The 20597-nt window shown below is 36.0% G+C and carries 18 protein-coding genes; 9 read left to right on the top strand and 9 right to left on the bottom strand.

Annotated elements, in window-relative coordinates; translation table 11 throughout:
- Nucleotides 1-572 precede the first annotated feature (572 nt).
- The gene (locus J7604_RS01920) at nt 573-1139 is read right to left on the bottom strand and encodes a hypothetical protein (RefSeq protein WP_293890258.1); all 567 of its coding nucleotides are present in this window, start codon (nt 1137-1139) and stop codon (nt 573-575) included.
- Between the two features lie 411 nt (nt 1140-1550).
- On the opposite strand from J7604_RS01920, the gene J7604_RS01915 reads away from it, so the two are divergent.
- Complete coding sequence (locus J7604_RS01915) at nt 1551-2030, top strand: hypothetical protein (RefSeq protein WP_293890256.1); 480 nt, start codon at nt 1551-1553, stop codon at nt 2028-2030.
- A 465-nt stretch (nt 2031-2495) separates the two neighbouring features.
- On the opposite strand, the gene J7604_RS01910 is transcribed toward J7604_RS01915, so the two are convergent.
- Nucleotides 2496-2705, bottom strand: a complete 210-nt coding sequence (locus tag J7604_RS01910) for a helix-turn-helix transcriptional regulator (protein WP_028978783.1) — start codon at nt 2703-2705, stop codon at nt 2496-2498.
- Nucleotides 2706-2866: 161 nt separating this feature from the next.
- Here J7604_RS01910 and J7604_RS01905 point away from each other — a divergent pair, with 161 nt between their 5' ends.
- Nucleotides 2867-3175, top strand: coding sequence for a hypothetical protein (locus tag J7604_RS01905; RefSeq protein ID WP_293890253.1), 309 nt, complete (start codon nt 2867-2869; stop codon nt 3173-3175).
- A gap of 230 nt (nt 3176-3405) precedes the next feature.
- Here the strand turns inward: J7604_RS01905 and J7604_RS01900 are convergent, their stop codons facing one another.
- Complete coding sequence (locus tag J7604_RS01900) at nt 3406-4503, bottom strand: acyltransferase (protein ID WP_293890251.1); 1098 nt, start codon at nt 4501-4503, stop codon at nt 3406-3408.
- A 608-nt stretch (nt 4504-5111) separates the two neighbouring features.
- Between J7604_RS01900 and J7604_RS01895 the strand changes: the two genes are divergently transcribed.
- Complete coding sequence (locus tag J7604_RS01895) at nt 5112-6455, top strand: hypothetical protein (protein ID WP_293890249.1); 1344 nt, start codon at nt 5112-5114, stop codon at nt 6453-6455.
- Nucleotides 6456-6690: 235 nt separating this feature from the next.
- Here J7604_RS01895 and J7604_RS01890 read toward each other — a convergent pair whose 3' ends face one another.
- A complete protein-coding gene (locus J7604_RS01890) occupies nt 6691-7020 on the bottom strand; it encodes a hypothetical protein (RefSeq protein ID WP_293890247.1) in 330 nt (109 codons plus the stop codon).
- 341 nt (nt 7021-7361) lie between these two features.
- Between J7604_RS01890 and J7604_RS01885 the strand changes: the two genes are divergently transcribed.
- Together J7604_RS01885 and J7604_RS01880 are read left to right on the top strand one after the other, a co-directional pair.
- Nucleotides 7362-8279 carry an alpha/beta hydrolase gene (locus tag J7604_RS01885; RefSeq protein WP_293890245.1) on the top strand — a complete coding sequence of 306 codons (918 nt, stop codon included), beginning with the start codon at nt 7362-7364 and terminating at the stop codon, nt 8277-8279.
- Nucleotides 8280-8890: 611 nt separating this feature from the next.
- Nucleotides 8891-9115, top strand: a complete 225-nt coding sequence (locus J7604_RS01880; RefSeq protein ID WP_293890243.1) for a hypothetical protein — start codon at nt 8891-8893, stop codon at nt 9113-9115.
- A gap of 85 nt (nt 9116-9200) precedes the next feature.
- On the opposite strand, the gene J7604_RS01875 is transcribed toward J7604_RS01880, so the two are convergent.
- From J7604_RS01875 to J7604_RS01860, 4 genes are all read right to left on the bottom strand, one after another.
- Nucleotides 9201-10982, bottom strand: a complete 1782-nt coding sequence (locus J7604_RS01875) for an acyl-CoA dehydrogenase family protein (RefSeq protein WP_293890242.1) — start codon at nt 10980-10982, stop codon at nt 9201-9203.
- 99 nt (nt 10983-11081) lie between these two features.
- Nucleotides 11082-12257 (bottom strand): acetyl-CoA C-acyltransferase, encoded by a 1176-nt coding sequence (locus J7604_RS01870; RefSeq protein WP_293890241.1) that lies wholly within the window; start codon nt 12255-12257, stop codon nt 11082-11084.
- A gap of 42 nt (nt 12258-12299) precedes the next feature.
- Entirely contained in the window at nt 12300-14702 is a 2403-nt protein-coding gene (locus J7604_RS01865) for a 3-hydroxyacyl-CoA dehydrogenase/enoyl-CoA hydratase family protein (protein WP_293890240.1), read from the bottom strand.
- 1 nt (nt 14703) lies between these two features.
- Nucleotides 14704-15168, bottom strand: coding sequence for a MarR family transcriptional regulator (locus J7604_RS01860; RefSeq protein ID WP_293890239.1), 465 nt, complete (start codon nt 15166-15168; stop codon nt 14704-14706).
- 137 nt (nt 15169-15305) lie between these two features.
- Here J7604_RS01860 and purU point away from each other — a divergent pair, with 137 nt between their 5' ends.
- From purU to gldM, 4 genes are all read left to right on the top strand, one after another.
- Nucleotides 15306-16142: a formyltetrahydrofolate deformylase gene (gene purU / locus J7604_RS01855; RefSeq protein ID WP_293890238.1), complete on the top strand. Its 837-nt coding sequence runs from the start codon at nt 15306-15308 to the stop codon at nt 16140-16142.
- 16 nt (nt 16143-16158) lie between these two features.
- Complete coding sequence (locus J7604_RS01850; RefSeq protein ID WP_293890237.1) at nt 16159-16770, top strand: hypothetical protein; 612 nt, start codon at nt 16159-16161, stop codon at nt 16768-16770.
- A gap of 192 nt (nt 16771-16962) precedes the next feature.
- On the top strand, nt 16963-17496 hold the full coding sequence (locus J7604_RS01845) for a DUF2867 domain-containing protein (protein WP_293890236.1): 534 nt from the start codon (nt 16963-16965) through the stop codon (nt 17494-17496).
- A 191-nt stretch (nt 17497-17687) separates the two neighbouring features.
- Complete coding sequence (gldM, locus tag J7604_RS01840) at nt 17688-19283, top strand: gliding motility protein GldM (RefSeq protein ID WP_293890235.1); 1596 nt, start codon at nt 17688-17690, stop codon at nt 19281-19283.
- A 59-nt stretch (nt 19284-19342) separates the two neighbouring features.
- On the opposite strand, the gene J7604_RS01835 is transcribed toward gldM, so the two are convergent.
- The gene (locus J7604_RS01835; protein ID WP_293890234.1) at nt 19343-20539 is read right to left on the bottom strand and encodes a serine hydrolase; all 1197 of its coding nucleotides are present in this window, start codon (nt 20537-20539) and stop codon (nt 19343-19345) included.
- Nucleotides 20540-20597: the final 58 nt, after the last annotated feature.

Here is a 20597-nt window from a genome sequence, read left to right as displayed (position 1 = left end):
CTTGCCCCAGTCCGGAGGACGTTTACAGGTATTGTATTTAAACCAATAATACCACATTATAATTACAATCAACACAAAATTAGCATATCTCACAATCTGAAAAAATATAAAATGATACTTAACATATAGGAGATTTAATATAACTGCAAATACAGAAACAAATGGAATAATAAATAAGAGCAAAAAGACCGTTCCCAATTCATTGCAAAAATAGGATTTTATAATACCTATTATGTTTGCTATTATAAAAACGAAAAATAAAATCAGAAACTTATCAAATAAACGCATATTTATTATCCATATTCTTAAAAATAATTTCCATTAACAATTGTCACATTATTATTAATTTTTGGTCGTTGCACGTTCTCAAAACACCTGCCCAGCTACGCTATAATCTATAACAAACTTTCATTATTTCGTTACACATTTTATCTCAAAAATAGTCAGCTACGATATCTGGCTGCTCCTAAAAGCTTCGAATCGTATTTGATTTTTCGTTTATACCTCTTGCTAATGCCCACTTTGATTATAATTGTTTAAACGTTCCCCTCCAAAATTTCAATTCATGGAGTTTACTTGATAAGAACAACAAAATCTCCCTGTATCTTTCCTTTTAACGTAACCTTCCTATCCAGACGACAGAATGATTCCTTTATAATGATCTCTTCAACATTCTTAGAAAAACATGTCTTTGTCTTTACCAGACAATCTAGTTTTTCATCGTGACCAAATAAACCTGTTGGAATATCATCAGAGCGGTCGTAATAGATAAATTCACCTTCTTTCATATCGGGGAGATAATACTCCGTTTTATGAAGAATGGCATCGTTATAACCTTTGGGAATCAGTATTGGATAGTACTTCTGACCAATTTTCATTTTTAAATTATCTGCTAGAAATATATAGTAATCAGAATATTGATTACATTTTTTACTTTTGCAATAATAGCTAACTTCCACATGAAGTGCATAACATGGTATTCGTTGGGAAGTTGCATAAATCGGTGTTTCAGTTGTTATAATCCCTGTGACCTCCGGCAGGCCTTTTATTCGATGTACCTCGCACTCATTAAATAGTACAAGAAATAGTACGAATCCGAGCACCGGTATCATAATAAAAGCATTTCCTGTCTTCTTCATATTTGGTTATGATATGTAATATTGAACTATCTGCAATTAAAAACTAAGATGCCTTTCCCGTGGTGTCAGGTCTTTCGACCTGACACACTATTTCAGATCATAGAATTTATTTTTAGGCGAGGATGATTAAAAATGTGTCGGGTCGAAAGACCCGACACCACAGAAAATCTTCTTACCCCTCAAGTTACTGAATCCTTATCCCGAATGAAAACCATTTTTTCTAATATCATTTATACAAACAATATGTATGTGTATATCTGACACTTGCGCAATAAATAAAATCTTATTATACTCGCACCATTCAACCAGCAAGATCACTATCGGAATTTTTAATTATCAATTCTTGCTGCATTAGTCTTTGCTTTCAACAGAAAGAATAAATAAATTTTTCAACCTAAAACACATTTTATAATGGAAAAAAATGTAAGTGCAGTAATCACTGCAGAAGAGCTACAGTCAGTGATTTCATTCATTCAACAAGCTGAAACAATATTGCCGTTTCTCATTTCACTAAGCAATGAGGAAAGACATCAGTTACCAAAGTTGGGCTCCAAGAGCGTCGACTTTGTGAACGACTCATCTGAAACTGTTAAGGCGTTTCCAAACATCATGCCTCCTACTTTTGATAAGATTGAGTTCGTAAAAGACTCTGATCTTGTAAAAGCACTTATCACGATCAAGATGGTATTAGATTCTTTTCATCAAAAAGTAGATGATACCTTAATGGAAGTGGGTAGTGAAGCTTTCAGCAAAGCTCTGGAGGTATATGCACAGGTTCAGTTCCAGAAAGACAGTGTACCAGGATTGAGATCTGCCTACGACAAATTGAAAGTCCGATTTGCAAGAAGCAAATACAAACAGAAAGAGGATGATCAAATTGTCAATAATTAAAAACTGAAGGGAGGTAACACTCCCTTTTTTATTTTTAAAACTTAAAAAGACTTCATCCTAAATCCTTCTCCTGAAGGAGAAGGACTTTAATTCACCTAAATTTGGCTCTATTTCACCCAATATTGGGTCTTTCTGCTCAACTATTGAGTCTTTTGACTAAAACATTGATTCTTTTTGCCCGAACATTGACTCTATTTCATTGGATTTTGAGTCTTCCTTGTGAAAATTTCAGTCTTTGAGCCTGAAATTTGATTCTTTTACCTTGGAAATTGACTCTTTCTGCCCGAAAATTCGAGCTAAATGACTGAAAATTGACTCTTTTAGAATCAATTCTCTGAGCGAAAGAATGAAAATTCGGGGAAAAAGAATCAATACTTTGACAGAGAAAGGGAATTTTTGAGGAAAAAGATCAAATTGATCAGAAGAAAGTATAAAGAGCTCTCTCTAAATAACTATGCCGGCTTTCTATTTTGTAGAAACCAGCAACTCCCGGACATTCACATCCAGCGCTTTTGCTATAGCAAATAAAGTCTCCACTGTAGGTTGCATATCATTAGTACACCACTTTGAAACTGTGCTTCTATTCATGTCAATTGCTTCTGCCAACCAAATATTTGTCTTGCCTTTTTCAGCCAATACAGCTTTTATTCTATTAAAAATTGGTTTTTCACTCATTTTAATTGTCTTAAATGCAATTTTATTGGCAAAGTAAGCATATTTAGCAAATTGACTCTTCCTATAAAATATCTGTATAATCAATTTAAATATATATTATATCATACTTAATTGCCTTTAAAGCAATTTCAAATTATATTAGCATTATAAATCAATCAGCTATGGAAAAACACAAAAACCTCATCATCAAGATCCTTGTCCAGGATATGAAACATGAACAACTTATCAATGGCCTTAAGGAACTGGGGTTGGGTAGTGACCTGCATGGTTTAGAACTAGTAAGTGTTGTAGCAGAATTAATGGGCTCTCCCGAATTGAAATCAAACTCAGACTGGTTTGATGGCTATATGAATTTTTTAAGCGTGGCAGACCAATATGAAATAACAGGCAATGGCAGAAATCTAATACCGCTTGCAGAGACTTGTTATATGTATCTGAAGAAATGCATGCAGAAGTCGATGATGGAGTGAGCTATCTTGTGAGGTAATGCAATCTCTTTATTTGAAATGTGTGATTTAATAGAAATGCATTCTGCGCATAGGTTCTATGGTTAACATCAAATGCTTCTCATTAGGAAAGGGAGACGCCAGCATGGCGTCTCTACGGGCCAAAAATATTTTACTCTATTCTTTAAAAGGTAGTCATTATAAAGACAAAACCATCCTTTAATACAAACCTTAATAATTTAAATGACAGTAGATCAAATCACTCTGCTTGGATACAATTTATCTCTGACCTGCAAAAATCTTTTTTCAATGCTCAAAGTCATGAGCATACCTATACTGATACTCAGTATCGAGGTGGTAAAGAAAATCACATATTGATTATCCAATTTATAATTTAAAAGAAGCTCTGAAATATGTGTATTTATAAAAGTATGAATGACATATATAGAAAAAGAGCTGAAGCCAATTTTACATATACCATCAACAACTGAAGCAGATAACACACTGTTTAATTTATGATTTATACCTTCCGTCAAAAGAAAATATACTAATATTATTGAGAAAGAAATATATAACAATGTAAACCCAATTGTTTTTGCAAAAAGCGAAGGGACTGCATTGACAAAGGGCGTCCAGCAAAGTCCTGCAAGAGCTATACTCAGCAATCTATATTTATACGCACTAAATATTTTGGACAGATATTCAAACTTAAAATAATAGAGATAAGATACGAACACTCCTGCTAATAAAGAATCTATGCGAAAGTGAGTCCGTGTAAATATCTGTACAGATTGATCCGGATGTTGGATGTTTGCATAGAGTCGAAGAGAGAAACATAATACTACTATTAATAGAAGTAGCAGACCAAATATTCCAACACCTGAATTGTTGTCTTGTTTTTTAAACTCCTGTGAATTAAGTTTTATGTAGGCCCAGAGAAAAAGAGAGAATCCTATATAAAAATGTTCTTCTACTGCCAGTGACCAGCTGGGTCCATACGCGTATCCCCATTTCCAGAAATAGTTTTGCACAAAGGTTAAATCAAACAACATTCCTGAAATGTTTAACTCTCCATTGAATATGATAGGAATAAGATAAACGATATAAAATAAGTAATAGATTGGATAAATTTTAAAGCCTCGTCGTATAAGAAAGCGAGCTGGATTGACTGTTCCATGTTTTAAATACTCTTTAAACAATAGTCCCGAAACAAGGAAGCCACTCAGGACAAAGAATAAATCTACCCCTATCCACCCCATTTGACTTGTAAAAGAAAACAAAGGCTTATGCCGTGCAAGAACCAGTATAATTGCTATTCCACGTAAGAAATCTAGCTCTCTTAATCTATTCATTAATAAACTTATTATTCCAGCAAATATAAATGATTTAGTTTTCTCGCTTAGGGATAAATGAGAATAAGAAATACTATTGCTTCCTTCCGTAACGAAAAAGATATTAAGTTATTGAAAGATAGCTTTTGGGAAATGCTTAGAAATTCCGACAGACGCCGTTTTTAAAATGCGGCCAACTAGACATACTATACAACAAACCCTCATTATATCATTACTCATATTATTTCAAATTAAAAATAGCCCACTAAAAAAACTGGCTACCCCCATATCTTTTCGCAAAGACTCGCATTACAAATCTAAATACGCATAATGTGCCTCTTTACTTTCTATACATAACCGTCTATCAAAAGTTGCACGCTTTACATTTGATAATGCTAACGTTAACCCTGCAAACCCTTTTATGATAACTGAACTACGAAAGTTTTATACAACTATGCAAAAATAATAGAACAAAAATATAATAAATCAGAAAACCCACCTCTGACTTTTTATTTTAAGCCGCCGAAAATATAAAAATTTCACTCCTAAGTATTTACAGTAAACCTAGTTTCAAATTTATCCGTATTGCAGCAAACATAGCCTACAAAAAAATTTACTTAAAATTATTAATGAAAAAATTTCTTTTACTATTCTCAACCAGCATCTGCATTACACTCTCCTCCTTTGCACAAACTGATACAGACTCTGCCATTTCTTCCGACACTTTAACAGGTAATTCTTTACTTGATATGTCTATCGAGGAATTACTAGGCATTGATGTTGTAGATAAAAGATTTAAGCTTTATGGTTACATAGACACTTATGCAGAAAAAACATTTGGTGTTCCAACTATTGTCGACGACAATAAAACCGGATATACAGATGTTCCCTTTGAATGGAATCCTGTCAGGAATTTTCACCTATACGGATCCGGAAATTTAAGCAACAACATTGATGTATTAATAAATATTGCTCGTACAACCAGCGATGGCTTAGAGATCAGAAATGCGTGGGGTAACTTTAGAATTAAAAAATACCTACAGGTAAAGGTTGGTAAAATGTACAGACGATTTGGCTTGTACAATGAAAGACTAGATCAGATCCCTACCTTTATAGGAATTGAACCTCCTGAATTATTTGATGTTGACCATTTGTTCCTTACAAGGACAACAAACTTTATGGTTCATGGTGCCTTTAATTTTGGCAACAAAGAACTTCAATACGCTATAAGCTCAGAGAACGGAGAAGGCGGGGCAGCTAAAAATGTAATCCCTGTAGGCTGGGATCTAAGATTAAAAACCCCAACCACCATTATAGGTACATCTGGCTTTACATCCAGCATTAATGCAGCAAACAGAACAACTTCTACAGTTGACTTTGGAAAAGGCTCACCAAGAGGTGGTGTACTTCCATGGATGCAAGGAGATCACTATGGTGTGTATGGGGCATTTATAGAAAAAGGAATTGGCAATTTGATTATCCAGGCTGAATACTGGGCTTCTCCACACAAAGCTATCCGCAATGCAGATAATGTCCTTACTATGGTGAAAGAGGCCGGCATCAACAAAAATCAAAGAGAACGTTTCCTTGGAGCAGCTGCTTCAAAATCAGACGCCGACTTGACAAAAGAGGATGTGGTCACCAAGGTTTCATATGTATCAAGCACATGGTATGTAAGAGTGGGTTATAATATCAATACAAAAATCGGCCAGTTTGTTCCGTACATATTCGCTGATTGGATGACTAACCCGGAAGTCATTAACAATAAAACTTATGGAGGCGATGAAGAGTCTGGTTTCGCAGATAACGGAATTTTCTTTAAACCTTCTCTAGGGCTTGTATATAGACCTATCCCAAGCGTTGCTATAAAAGTAGATGGCAGTATACATTCACAGAAATTTAATGGAAGAAATGAAATTTACCCAGAACTCAGAATGGACTTTTCATTTGCATTCAAACAATGGATTCAGTAAAATTTATTCAGGAATAATACTTCAGACTTCTTCAACCATCCCTTTCTACATCTAGGGATGGTTTATTTTATATATGAATTAATGTAGTTGAATATATTTTGGAAATATCGAATGTGGCCGTTGTAAGATACACTAAGCGCTAAGCGCTAATCGCTTTCGATATCAATAAACAACTTCATAGGAATACAAATCTCCTACATCGCTATAATCATCTTTAACAATAAGTTTTAAAAAATTATTCTTCAAACATTTTTTTGATCGAAGAACATTCAAAATTTTCTACTCCATTTATTGAAGCAAAATCAGTAAAATCTCCATAAGAAGCCTTGCTCTTCACTGATAATTCGTTTAATAACTTACGAGTATCGGAAGATAAATTTAATTTATCTGCTTCACTTATAAATTGGAATATCAAGCTAGAATTAGAACCATCCCCTATCATACTTATTTGATTAGCCAATTCGCAAAGTTTGTTCAAATCAGAACTTATAACTTCTTTCTTAGAACAGCCAAGAGTAAAAAATAATAGGCAGATCATTATAACGGAAAAAATATTTTTTTTCATATAACCATTTTCTTTAAATATAAAAAATATCCAGATTATCGGGACTCTTTACAACGATATAAATAATCATAAAAGAAATCCATTAACTTACCAATATTAATTTTTCAATCAAATAGGGTGCAGGTCATATAAATTAAAGTACAAGGACCCTCTAAATTGACAGTAATTCCAAATACTTTTGAACTCATTTTTCCAATAGGAAGATACTATTTCTCCCCATGCTTTTATTTTTTGAATGGTTATTTTATGTAAATTTATCATTTACTTTACTTCCACAAGTTGAGATAAATTTCCACGTTCAAAAGATTGAAAGTAATTTTTTATTTACTACAAATACAACTATGGACACAATGATTCAAACCAATGCAGAAAGAATAAAAACTTTTTCAGCCATTGAGGCCAAGAGACAGAGTAAAGAACAAAAGACTTTTGTTCTTTCATTGATAAGATTCTATTTTAAACATCTTACCTTAATTAAAGAAGATTTTGCTATCAGCTTTGCAACGAAACTTTTTAAGACCACAAGGAGAAGTAAATTAAAGAAAGCGGAGATTGATTTTCTTGATAGCGCCCAAAAGTTTGATATCCCTTATAAGAATGAAAACCTAAAAGGATACTCCTGGGGCACAAATGGACCTGCCATTTTGCTGATACATGGTTGGGACTCAAAGGCTGCTCATTTTAAGGACTTCGTACCATACTTGCTTGCAGCAGGATATAAAGTTGTTTCTTTTGATGGGCCAGCTCATGGAAACTCCCCGGGAAAGCAAACCGATATGATAGATTTCGGAGATGCAGTAGAAGCATTAATGAGGAAGACAAAAGATTTCAAAGGCATCATTGCACATTCGTTCGGCGCAACTTCTGTTGTCCACAAGCTTTCGCATATTAACGACTTCCCTATTGAAAAACTTATAGCAATAAGTTGTTCATTTGATCCTCCTGGTGTTCTCACGCGATTTGGTTCTTTTCTTTGCATGAGACAACCTCTTATATCAAAATTGATTCAGGACTTCGAGAAAAAATACCCTGAAGCATCGAAAACTTTTAAAATCAAATCATATATAAGAACAGTCAGGGCAAAGGACATTTTACTCATACATGACAAGAATGACCGAGTAATTCCTTTTAATGATACCTATGAATTAGTTGAAGAGTGGGGAAATGCAAATTTTCTACTTACAGAAAATCTGGGGCACAAACAGATCATTAAGGATCCCACAGTTATAAATCATGTGATAAACTTTATCCAAAAGTAGTTACCTTTCAATAGTCCATCTAAAGTCGGCTAAGCATTTCCGAATTATCTCTGGTATTTTAATAAGGTAAAGTATCTTCAAAAAATAAATGAACCACATTAAATTCATTTAGCAAATTAGTTATTCTGCATAAAGACAATAAATGTTCCCACACTTAAACTTTCACCTTCACTATTTCCAATTTTTATTTGTTGCCCTAAACTCAGCGTAAATTAATAGTAAACACCATATATGCTTTCTCTTAAATCATTTTTTAAAAAGAAGGACAGACACAATGTCGTTTGAACATGATAATAACACTTCAAAAACTTGGTAAAAAAAATTTAACAACCAGAACAGGTAATAAATGCAGGCCAAAATACACCTCAACACTATAACTTCAATCACATTCCCTCTAATAATCAACCCAAAAACTGTTGTTCACAGCAAAACATCAAAACCTTTTCGTATGTAATATTATCTTTTATCAAGACATTTCATAGGGATTACATTTATCTGGCCTGATTGTAGAAATGGACAATAACGCCTTTCTAAAATCAGATTCTATTTATGATTTTAGAATTTATAATTATTGTAAACGGGCATGTAACCTCCATTCCATTGACAGAACTATGAAAGATACAATTGATGAAAAAAAGATAAAAGAGGTTATAGAAGTCCTTAAAGCTACTGAAAAACATCTTGCCTGTCAGAACAAACAATCTTCTCAACTAATTATACAAGGTGCTATCCAGGTTCTTAATGAGGTTACCACCTCAATTAAGGAAAGAAAAAAAATTAACAAGATTGAACATATGTTGGGCAAGATACTTCATTGGCTTATGAGACTTGAATAATCAGCTTCAATTCTATTAAATCAGAAAAGGCTGCCCTGCTACAGGACAGCCTTTCTTTTACTTATATAATTGCGTATGAAAAAAATCAGAAAGGATATTGGTTTGCTTCAATCAAATATGCTGCCAATCTTCTTCTTGCATCTTTGGTATTATAAGGATTTACTTTCGTAAATCTCTTCAATCCCATTAGCATCATTCTTTGCATATCTCCTTCGGCCATTGCATTGATAGCATTTTTACCAGCTATGTTTACTTTATCTGCAGCATCATTCAGATAAATCTTAGCGATCTCCAGGGCATGTTTTGCTGCTTCTTCACCTTTAATGTTTTTCAACTTCTCTGCCCTTAACAATGTTGACTCTGCCACATAAGTAAGGATAGCTATATCAGCAAGACTCATCACGATTTCCTGCTCATGAGCTAGTTTATCCATATATTTCTGAGCAGCAGCTCCGGCAATCATCAATAAAGCCTTTTTGAAATTCTTAATAGCCTTTTTCTCAGCAGCAAGGAAACCATCATCATCGTTTCCGAACTCAGGAATACCTGTAAGTTCTTTTTGAACTGCCATTGCAGGTCCCATCAGATCGATTTCACCTTTCATTGCTTTCTTCATGAACATATCAAGTGTAAGCAATCTGTTGATCTCGTTAGTTCCTTCAAAGATCCTGTTAATTCTTGAATCTCTGTAAGCCCTATCCATCGGATAATCTGCAGAGAATCCATATCCACCAAAAATCTGAACACCCTCATCAGCCACATAATCCAAAGCTTCAGAGCCAGCGACTTTCAATATTGCACACTCTATGGCAAATTCCTGAGCTGCACCAAGCAATGCTTCTTCTTCAGATTTGCCTTCACTCATCAACTTCTCTTCAGCAGCATTGATATCTGCTCCCGCTCTGTACATTGCAGACTCTACTGCAAATATTTGCACTGCCTGCTCCGCCAGTTTATGTTGAATAGCTCCGAAGTTTGCAATCGGTTGTTTAAACTGAACTCTTTCTTTTGCATATTGAATAGAAAGTGTGCTTGTTCTCTTAGAAGCTCCAATAGCAGCACCAGCAAGTTTAATACGGCCTATGTTCAGGATGTTGAAGGCAATCAGGTGACCTTTACCTATCTGACCAAGAACGTTTTCTGCTGGCACTTTGCAGTCGTTGAAGAATACCTGACGGGTACTTGATCCTTTGATACCCATTTTGTGTTCTTCGTTGCCAAGTGTCACTCCAGGACCTTTCTCTACAATAAACCCAGTGAATTTATCTCCATCGATCTGAGCAAATACAATGAACACATCTGCAAAGCCAGCATTGGTAATCCACATTTTTTGACCATTGATGATATAGTGTTTTCCATCTGGAGTCAGCTGTGCTTTTGTTTTGGCAGCAAGAGCATCTGAACCTGATCCTGGCTCAGTCAAACAGTAGCTAGCCTTAAGCTCTCCGGTAGCAAGTTTTGGAAGATATTTTTGCTTTTGAGCATCTGTACCGAAATATAAAATCGGCAAAGTACCGATTCCGGTATGTGCAGCAACTGCTACTGCAAATGAATGTCCTCCACCAACAACTTCTGTCATCAAAAGAGAGGTATTGAAGTCTTTTCCGAAACCGTTATATTTCTCAGGAATAGAAGTTCCCAGCAAACCCAGCTCACCTGCTTTGACTAGAAGAGACTCCATTAGTCCAGGCTCCTGAACATCAATCTTGTCAAGAATAGGAAGCACTTCAGTTCTCAAAAAATCTTTTGCCATGTCGGCAATCATCTTTTGCTCTTCATTAAATTCTTCAGGGATGAATATGCTATCGGCTTCAGTTTCTTTAACAATGAACTCGCCTCCTTTGATTTTCTTAGTTAGTGTCGTCATTTTCTTAATAGTTAATATGTGTATTAAGTTCTTAGGTTAAAAATATTTAATAGGACTTCATCCTAAGCCCTTCTCCCGAAAGAGAAGGACTTTAATTTCTTACAGCATTTCAAATATGCCGGCAGCGCCTTGGCCTGTACCGACACACATGGTAACCATGCCGTATTTTTTATTTCTTCTTTTCAGTTCATTGAAAATCTGAACGGACAACTTAGCTCCTGTACATCCCAGAGGGTGCCCCAAAGCGATCGCTCCACCGTTAACGTTTACTTTATCAGGATTAAGGCCTGTTTCTCTGATCACAGCAAGAGACTGACTTGCAAATGCTTCGTTCAATTCTACAAGATCAATATCATCGAGCTTCATACCAGCCATTTTCACAGCTTTTGGAATTGCATCGATCGGACCGATACCCATAATTCTAGGTTCTACACCTGCAGTGGCATAAGATACCATTCTTGCAATCGGCGTAACATTAAGCTCCTTTACCATCCTTTCTGACATTAGCAACAAAAACGCTGCTCCGTCTGAAGTCTGAGATGAGTTACCTGCAGTAACTGATCCATTAGCCGCAAACACAGGTTTTAATTTGTTAAGAGAAGCAATGTTTGTATCTGCTCTTGGACCTTCGTCATTAGCAACTACATACTCTCTTGTCTTTTTCTTTTCATTCTCATCAAGGTATGTTTCCTTCACTGTAATCGGAACAATATCATCTTTAAACAAACCATTCTTTATGGCATTCAACGCCTTCATATGAGATTGGAAAGCAAAGGCGTCCTGATCTTCTCTTGACACTTTATATTGATCTGCAACTGCTTCAGCTGTTAATCCCATTCCCCAATAGTAGTCTGCATGTTCTTTGGTCAGTTCATAGTTCGGAACGATCTTCCAACCACCAAAAGGTATCGGACTCATACATTCTGCACCACCAGCAATGATACAATCTGCCATTCCTGCACTGATTTTAGCATGAGCGATTGCAATGGTTTCTAGACCTGAAGCACAGTATCTGTTTACTGTCATGCCCGGAACTTTCACCGTGTTTAAACCCATCAGAGAAATCATTCTACCAATATTTAATCCTTGCTCTGCCTCTGGTGTTGCATTACCCACGATCACATCATCTATTCTTTCCTTGTCAAGACTGGGAACAGAATTAACAAGATGCTTTATCACTTCTGTCGCAAGATCATCGGGGCGAAAAAATCTGAACACTCCCCTTGGAGCTTTCCCCACTGCTGATCTGTAACCTGCTACTATATATGTATTCATAGTCGTTGGATTTAAAGTTTTATTAGTTTCAATAATTACCCCTTAGTTTCTAAGCGGTTTACCGGTTGTAAGAATGCTTTGAATTCTTTCAAGCGTTTTCTTTTGTCCTGTCAGAGAAAGGAAAGCCTCTCTTTCAAGGTCAAGCAGGTATTGCTCGGATACCAGAGTTGGAGCAGAAAGGTCTCCACCACACATTACATAAGCAAGTTTTTCTGATATCAATTTGTCGTGCTCGCTGATGTATTTTCCAGATACCATAGAGTTAGCTCCTGCAAGGAACATACCAAGACCATTTTTACCAAGCACTTTAATATCTCTTCTTTGTTTTGGCTGAGAATAGCCTTCTTTTGCAAGTTCAAGCACTTTGTTTTTAGCATCAGTAATGACTCTGTTAGCATTTACAGAGATGCCGTCCTGAACTCTGAGATATCCCATTCTCTTTGCTTCGTGTGCTGATGTGGCCACTTTTGCAGTCGCAATATTCATATAAGCATTCTTCAAAGAGTTTAGCTGAATATCACCTTCCTCGTAAGCATCAGACACTCTCAATGTCATTTCTTTTGTACCACCACCGGCAGGAATCAGGCCTACACCGAATTCTACTAGGCCGATATAAGTTTCTGCATGCGCCTGAATAGCATCTGCATGAAGGCTCATTTCACATCCACCTCCAAGTGTCAGTCCATGAGGACAAACAACTACAGGGATTGAAGAATATCTCGCTCGCATCATGGTGTTCTGGAAAGTACGGATCATGAAATCGATTTCATCATACTCCTGTTCAATCGCATACATTAACAGAAGTGCAAGGTTCGCTCCAGCTGAGAAGTTCGGTGCTTCATTTGCGATCACAAGACCTGCATAATCTTTTTCAGCAAGATTGATGGCCTTGTTAATCCCTTCTATTACCTCACCTCCAAGTGTATTCATTTTTGTATGGAATTCCAGATTCAGAACGCCATCACCGATATCATACAGTGAAGCGCCAGAATTTTTCCATACTACTTTATTGCCCTTAATATTTTCAAGAATGATAAAGTCTTCTGTTCCCGGAATATCTTTGTAAGATTTTGTAGGGATATCATAATACTTTCTCTTTCCGTCTTCAACCTTATAGAATGACTTGTTACCGCCTGCTATTAAATCATAAACCCACTGAGCCGGTTTTTTACCAAGCTCTTCCATTACTTTAAGACCTTTTTCAAGACCAACCGCATCCCATGTTTCGAAAGGACCAAGCTCCCATCCGAAGCCGGCTTTCATGGCATCGTCTATTCTATATAGCTCATCAGAAATTTCAGGGATTCTGTTTGTTACATATCTGAAAATTCCTGCAAAAGATTTTCTATAAAATTCTCCAGCCTTATCCTGACCAGCAAGCAGAACTTTCATTCTTGTTTTAAGGTCATCAATAGTCTTTGTTTGCTCAAGGGTTGGGAATTTTACCTTTTGCTGAGGAGCATAATCCATTGTCTTTAAGTCAAGAGAAAGGATTTCAGTTTTTCCTTCAGCATTTTTTGATTTTTTATAAAACCCTTGTCCTGATTTGTCTCCATACCATTTCTTTTCATCCATCACTTTCAGATAATCCTTTAATTTAAAGGCATCTTTAGACTCATCATTTGGAAGACCTTCATAAAGATTATTTGCTACCTTAATTAAAGTATCCAAACCAACAACATCAGCAGTTCTGAATGTTGCAGATTTTGGTCTTCCGATTACCGGACCAGTAAGTTTATCTACTTCATCTATATTCAGACCTAGGTCACCCATTACATTCAGCACTTCCATAATAGAATAGATACCTACTCTGTTTGCGATGAAAGCAGGAGTGTCTTTACACAATACAGTGGTCTTCCCAAGGAAAAGATCTCCGTAATGCATCAGGAATTTTACAACTTCCGGATCAGTCTTTTGGGTCGGAATTATTTCAAGGAGTTTTAAATATCTTGGAGGGTTGAAGAAGTGAGCACCGCAGAAGTTTTTCTGGAAATCTTCGCTTCTTCCTTCAGCCATCAGGTGGATAGGAATACCGGAAGTATTAGAAGTAACAAGCGTTCCGGGCTTTCTGAATTTCTCTACACTTTCGAAAACAATCTTTTTAACATTCAGATTTTCTACAACAACTTCTATGATCCAGTCATAACTTCCAATCTCCTTCATGTTGTCATCGAAGTTCCCTGTGCTGATTCTCTTTTGAAAATCCGCATCATATAAAGGCGCAGGGTTTGATTTGATGGCTGTTTGCAAGGCATCATTAACGATCCTGTTTTTTACCACCTTACTTTCTAAAGTTAAACCTTTAGCTTTTTCTGCATCATTAAGTTCTTTAGGTGCGATATCCAGTAACAACACTTCCACTCCGATATTTGCGAAATGGCAGGCGATTCGTGAACCCATCACACCAGAGCCCAATACAGCAACTTTCTTGATTTTTCTGGTCATACTAAAAAGTGTTAGTGTTTTCGGTTTTATTATTATAAATTTCTTTATGTTCGATAATACTATTTATTTTTTCCGCGACTTCAAAAAATACTTTTAATTTTTCTTCCGGAATCTCCTCACGCACAACCTGATTAAATCTTCTGACAACCTTCTTAGCCATCTCCTTTTTTTCTTTGCCTTTTTCGGTCAGAAATATCTTCACAAGTCTTTTATCTTTCTTGTCTTGTACTCTGCGGATCAATTCGCTTTCCTCCAGACTTTTCAGCATTCGGGTAAGACTTCTCGGCTCCATTCCAATCAAAGGACCAATCTTGGTAGCCGGAGTTCCTTCTACAGTATCTATATATAAAAGGACATAACCTATTGACGCTGTGTACCCGAATTTTGCAGCCTGCTCATTATACATCCTGGAAATTGCATGCCAGGTAGTCTTAATATGGAAACAAACCGTTTGATAGGGCTTCATAACTCTGGTTTTTTTGGTAGAAACGAATAATCCACAAAAATGTTATGCATGCATACCATTTTCAAATTAAACAAAATCATCCCACAAATCATTCGTTTCTCCCTTAAATGCGTTTAATTTTGCAAAAATATAGTTTCATGGAAAACACGATTTTGCTGATTGACTGTCCTGACGAGAAAGGACTGATTTTTAAGATAACAGGGTTATTATATAAAAACCACCTTAATATTATAGAAAACTCTGAATTTGTAGATAAAAACAGAGGTTGGTTTTTTATGCGGACTGAGTTCACAGGTTTTTTTCCTGAAAAACCTCTTTTAGAAGAACTAAGGGAAATTCTTCCCACGGGATCAACAATTAAGCTCACTCAAAAAGAACAGAAAAAGGTTGTACTAATGGTGACTAAAGAGCACCATTGTCTGAGCGACTTGCTTGTGAGAAATTATTTTAAAGACCTGAACATGTCTGTTGAAGCGGTGATCAGTAATTACATGATACTTGATAAGATCGCATCAAAGTTTGATATTCCTTTTTATTATGTAAGTCATGAAAACAGATCTAGACAGGATCATGAAAAATATATTCATCAGGTGCTTTCAGAGTTGGACTTTCAATATATAGTGCTTGCGAAGTATATGCGTATCCTTTCCCCGGAATTTATAGCAAAGTATCCAAACAAAATCATCAACATCCACCATTCGTTCCTTCCTGCATTCATTGGTGCGAGTCCTTATGCACAGGCATTTGAACGGGGAGTAAAAATCATAGGAGCAACAGCACATTTTGTAAATGAAGATCTCGACCAGGGCCCTATCATTGCACAGAATGTACTACCAGTAGCCCATTCCCACAGTGCTGCAGACATGGCTCTTGCAGGAAAAGACGTAGAAAAAATTGTGCTTGCTAAAGCTCTAAAGCTTGTGTTTGAAGAAAGAGTATTTGTGAGCGGAAATAAGACTGTAATTTTTGATTAATAACTATAAAATACTAATGAAACATTTTTTCACAACACTTATAATATTATTTGTCCTTTCTTATAATTGCTTTTCTCAAAAAACAGATAAAGAGAAATCTGAAGAGATTAAGTTTTTAAAGGATCAATCTGTATTGAACCTCCAATTTGATTATCAGGGAATGTTAATTGGTGACACACCAGAGCAATTATATGTAGAAGAAAAACGAGAGACCAAAAACTCCAGATCTGAGGGATCTGGCAATAAATGGGAAAGCGAATGGCAATTCAATAAAACTGATGATTTTCCCAGAAGATTTTCGGAGCTCTTTAATAAATATCTTGCTAAAAAGAAACTCCATATAAGCAAGGACACCAGTGCAACATATACAGTAACTGTAAAGACGCTAAGAATTGATCCAGGCTTTTACACTGGAACAATAGCTAGTGCTCCTGCTATGGCGGATATGGAATTTATTTTTACAAAATCTGATGAGCCAGATAAGGTGCTTTGCAGGCTTAGAATAAAAGGTGTGGAAGGATCCGCCGGCTTTGCATCATTTGACGCAGGATTGAGAATGCAGGAATGCTATGCAAAAGCTGGGAAAATTTTGGCAAATTATATTCTGGATTACGCTTATAAAAAGTAGTGAATCTAAAATATCACTTACTAAATAACTCCCATATTAAAATTATACTATAAACTTCTCGGAAAATATATCACCGAATGTCAGTTTAGATAAACAATGTTTTTTTTATACTTGCCATAACATTTGTGGCAAGTATAAATTATAAAGCAATTTTTTTGATCTCATTTTTAACATATACATTCAGAGAAACCTATGCATATCATAAAATCCTCTCCTGCTGAAAATCCTCTCATTACAGAAAACTTTTATCCTGTTCACTACCAGGACTCTTATAAAACAGAATTCAAATGTGAAAGGTCCATCAATGTCGATGATCTTGTCTACGCCTTCTTTGACGCTTCTCCCAGATGGATTGAAAAACTATTTATTCTTAGGAATACAGTAGTTAAAATGTTTGGCCTGAAAGTTTCTGAGCTAAACGACAGTAAGCGTCAGCGAGAGCTCTTCAGAGTTGAGAAAGGAAACGGACTTGGTCTCTTCAAGGTCATTGATAAAAGTGATAATGAGGTAATGATCGGAGAAGATGACAAACATCTTGACTTTAGAATTCTATTTCACTTAACCCAAAGCGGGAATGGTAACTATGTATTTACACTTACAACTCCGGTAAGATTTAACAATTCTTTCGGAAGATTCTATTTCACTGTCATAAAACCATTCCACCAGTTCATTGTGCCAGCTATGATGAACAGCATTGTTACAAGGGTAATCAACGACAAAATATAAGTTCAGATTATCCTGAATGGACATCCTTAATTATTGAAAATCACTACCTATTCTTAATAGACAAAAAATATTTTTTTTAATTCTGTATCTTTTTTTCCATTCTGTATTATGAGGTCGAAGATGAAAATTCTTCAGTCATGACTTAAAACGGCGCGCCATTATTATTTGTGGAAACTTAACACTATACTAATATGGCAGGATCTAAAGAAACACCAAGACAAAAGATGATAGGTATGATGTACCTCGTCTTAACCGCATTGCTTGCGCTTCAGGTAAGCTCAGCATTGATATACAAATTCCAGTATCTCAATGATAGCCTTGAGAAAACTGTAGCTGAGACAAAAGATATTAGCAGCGAAAAACTTAAAAATATAGCCTCTGCTGTAAAGCAAAAAGGAAATAAAGCCGATGAGGTAAAACTGAAAGAAGAAGCAGAAGCCATCTCTCAAAAAACCCGAGACCTTGTTACTTTTATAGATAATCTGAAAAAGGATATGATCACGAAAACAGGTGGGCTGGAAGAAGACGGAACTTTGAAAGGAGCTAAAGAAGAAACAGAAGTGGAAGTAATCATGATTGGTGCTGCAAAAAATGGTAAAGCTTATGAGCTAAAGAAAAAACTGAACGACTATGTAAGCTTTGTGAATGAACGTTCGGATAAAAAATTCGGAGCTATTGCTCTTGACGCTTCTGAAGATCCTTTGCTAAAAAACAACCCGGACCAAAGAAATAAAGATTTTGCAGAATTGAATTTCGGACAAACCCCATTAGTTGCAGCTCTTGCGGCATTAAGTGAAATGGAATCCAGAGTGGTAGGTATTGAAGCTGTTGTATTAGATGCAAAAAGTAAAAAGCTTGATGCAGACGAATATAAAGTTGATGAATTATTACCAATGGTCAGAACAGGAACCAAGATTATACCTGCTGGTATGAAGTATGAGGCCGATGTATTTTTGACCGCTATTACCAATTCAGACAAGCCTAAAATAAGTGTCGGGAATGCTGATCTTGTAGTAGATAACAATGGAGTAGGAAAATTTTCATTTACTGCAAGTGGAGGGAACTACATTGGAGGAGAGATTAAAAAATCATGGACAGGGAAAATAAAAATTAAAAAGCCCAATGGACAAGACACCATTTACACCATCACCGAAGACTATATTGTCACCGAACCAGTCATTCAGGTCCAGTCTGCAACGCCACCAGCGCTTTATAAAAACTGCGGCAACAATTTGAATATACAGGTTCCTGCTCTTGCCAACAATTATAATCCGGACTTCAAGATAGAAGGCGCAAGTGTAACCAAAGGTTCCAGAAAAGGTGAAGTGATGATCGTCCCGACAGGAAGCATTCCTACAGTTTCTCTAAAAGTAAGTAGCAATGGGAATTATATTGGTGAACAAAAGTTTACAATAAAGCTTATTCCACCCCCTACGGTTGAAGTAAGAGTGAATGGCAGGGTCATAGATCCTCGTGTGGGAGTGGAAGCAAAAACTGTCAGAAATATCAGCGTAAGAATGATACCCAATCCCGATTTTCAAAGAATGCTTCCGCGAGAAGCTAACTATAACATTACTGAATGGGCCGTCTCCTTGGGACGTGGAAGAAGAGGAAGTCCTGCAAAAACTTTCAAAACCGCTACCATTAACGTAAATGATCTGGGCTCACAACTCAACCCAAACGACAATATAATCATTGATATAAAACAAGTTAAAAGAAGAAATTACAAAGGAGATCTTGAAGATGTTAAGATGCCGGAAAAACCTGAGGTGGTATCTCTTTTCTAAAGAGAGCTAAAAAGAAAGAGGACCGTTAGGGCGGTCCTCTCTGCTTTTTTAGGGTTACTTTATTTGACAGTTATATCTTTGATTCGAATTTCGTGATAATAAATCAATTTACCTAATTCTTTTAAAAAAGGATATCCATTTTCTTTATATTCATACCCTTCTTCACTTAATATATCTTTGCTATTTGTATATAAAACAGCAGAAACAAAAAACTCAACATCCTTCTCTTTGTCTTGAATATAGGCGCAATCAGCGATGAAGCCATAATCAAAACCTGCTTTGTTATAAATTCTTAATCCATGCGGTAGGCTATCTTTTGATGCTCCAGCAAATAAAAATTTTTCTTGAGTATCATAAATCTTTTCATCATTCATCCATTCCAATATCCCTGCTTCTTTTGGAAAGTATCCTAACGCTGTCTTAAGAAACTCAAAATCTTCTGCACTAATATTGAATCTATTCTCCACTGCTGTCTCCTCAGGATAAATAACAGAAATAAGCATTCTGTGCGCTTCACTCAATGGAAAGTTGTTACTGTTTTGAAAATCTTTCGCTACTCTTACAAACTTCTTTCCTTCTATATAGCCAGTTCCGATCTTAGTTTCTTTAATCGGATTAGTAAACTTTTTCCTGCAAGTCACTTTCATACCTTTATATAAAGTCTTACCAAGGCTATCAGTAATTTCATATGGACCAGTAGTTCTGTTTTCTTCCGTGCTAGCAGAATTAAACCTTTGAATTATACGGGTCTTCTCATAGCCTAGTTGTTCCAGCCTGCTATTGATATACTCCTGACCGAGAAATTCATAAAGACGATTGAAGGCATTCTTATCATTCAGAACCAACATCCTTATGATGTTCTCACGGATTGTCACAGGTTTTTCTTTCTTTGAAATATAAGGTACTAGTACCTTCAGGTACGAGTCTTTGGATAGTCCGTTTGTATGGAGGCTATTTATTTTTTCCAGAGCAAGAGCGGCAATCGGCAGCTTAACTAGAGTTGCAGGATAAAAATACTCATCGTCATTAATTCTGAAATCTGAAGCAACAAATACCAACTTACCTATTGAATCTTTCCGCACTTGAGTGTAAACGACCTGTACTCTGAATTTATAGGGATGTTGAACCACCCTTCTGATAGCAGCAGTTGTATCTTTATGCAGAAGAAGTGTAATATTTTCATCCTGAGCAAAGGCTGTAACAGAAGAGAAAAGCAGCGATGATAAAATTCCTTTGAAGATCACATTACTTTTCATCAGTTATAAACATTTTATTTATTCCTAAATCAGAAATTACTTACAAATGTTTAAACCT

This window comes from Sporocytophaga sp. (assembly GCF_017745095.1).
Classification (GTDB): Bacteria; Bacteroidota; Bacteroidia; order Cytophagales; family Cytophagaceae; genus Sporocytophaga.
The sequence above is the reverse complement of the archived record's forward strand: the minus strand, read 5'-3'. Positions and strand labels throughout refer to the sequence as shown.

What these genes read in the sequence shown, in the direction of transcription:
- J7604_RS01920 (WP_293890258.1), bottom strand. Translation starts at nt 1,139, where the DNA reads ATGAAGAAGACAGGAAATGCTTTTATTATGATACCGGTGCTCGGATTC.
- J7604_RS01915 (WP_293890256.1), top strand. Translation starts at nt 1,551, where the DNA reads ATGGAAAAAAATGTAAGTGCAGTAATCACTGCAGAAGAGCTACAGTCA.
- J7604_RS01910 (WP_028978783.1), bottom strand. Translation starts at nt 2,705, where the DNA reads ATGAGTGAAAAACCAATTTTTAATAGAATAAAAGCTGTATTGGCTGAA.
- J7604_RS01905 (WP_293890253.1), top strand. Translation starts at nt 2,867, where the DNA reads ATGGAAAAACACAAAAACCTCATCATCAAGATCCTTGTCCAGGATATG.
- J7604_RS01900 (WP_293890251.1), bottom strand. Translation starts at nt 4,503, where the DNA reads ATGAATAGATTAAGAGAGCTAGATTTCTTACGTGGAATAGCAATTATA.
- J7604_RS01895 (WP_293890249.1), top strand. Translation starts at nt 5,112, where the DNA reads ATGAAAAAATTTCTTTTACTATTCTCAACCAGCATCTGCATTACACTC.
- J7604_RS01890 (WP_293890247.1), bottom strand. Translation starts at nt 7,020, where the DNA reads ATGAAAAAAAATATTTTTTCCGTTATAATGATCTGCCTATTATTTTTT.
- J7604_RS01885 (WP_293890245.1), top strand. Translation starts at nt 7,362, where the DNA reads ATGGACACAATGATTCAAACCAATGCAGAAAGAATAAAAACTTTTTCA.
- J7604_RS01880 (WP_293890243.1), top strand. Translation starts at nt 8,891, where the DNA reads ATGAAAGATACAATTGATGAAAAAAAGATAAAAGAGGTTATAGAAGTC.
- J7604_RS01875 (WP_293890242.1), bottom strand. Translation starts at nt 10,982, where the DNA reads ATGACGACACTAACTAAGAAAATCAAAGGAGGCGAGTTCATTGTTAAA.
- J7604_RS01870 (WP_293890241.1), bottom strand. Translation starts at nt 12,257, where the DNA reads ATGAATACATATATAGTAGCAGGTTACAGATCAGCAGTGGGGAAAGCT.
- J7604_RS01865 (WP_293890240.1), bottom strand. Translation starts at nt 14,702, where the DNA reads ATGACCAGAAAAATCAAGAAAGTTGCTGTATTGGGCTCTGGTGTGATG.
- J7604_RS01860 (WP_293890239.1), bottom strand. Translation starts at nt 15,168, where the DNA reads ATGAAGCCCTATCAAACGGTTTGTTTCCATATTAAGACTACCTGGCAT.
- purU (WP_293890238.1), top strand. Translation starts at nt 15,306, where the DNA reads ATGGAAAACACGATTTTGCTGATTGACTGTCCTGACGAGAAAGGACTG.
- J7604_RS01850 (WP_293890237.1), top strand. Translation starts at nt 16,159, where the DNA reads ATGAAACATTTTTTCACAACACTTATAATATTATTTGTCCTTTCTTAT.
- J7604_RS01845 (WP_293890236.1), top strand. Translation starts at nt 16,963, where the DNA reads ATGCATATCATAAAATCCTCTCCTGCTGAAAATCCTCTCATTACAGAA.
- gldM (WP_293890235.1), top strand. Translation starts at nt 17,688, where the DNA reads ATGGCAGGATCTAAAGAAACACCAAGACAAAAGATGATAGGTATGATG.
- J7604_RS01835 (WP_293890234.1), bottom strand. Translation starts at nt 20,539, where the DNA reads ATGAAAAGTAATGTGATCTTCAAAGGAATTTTATCATCGCTGCTTTTC.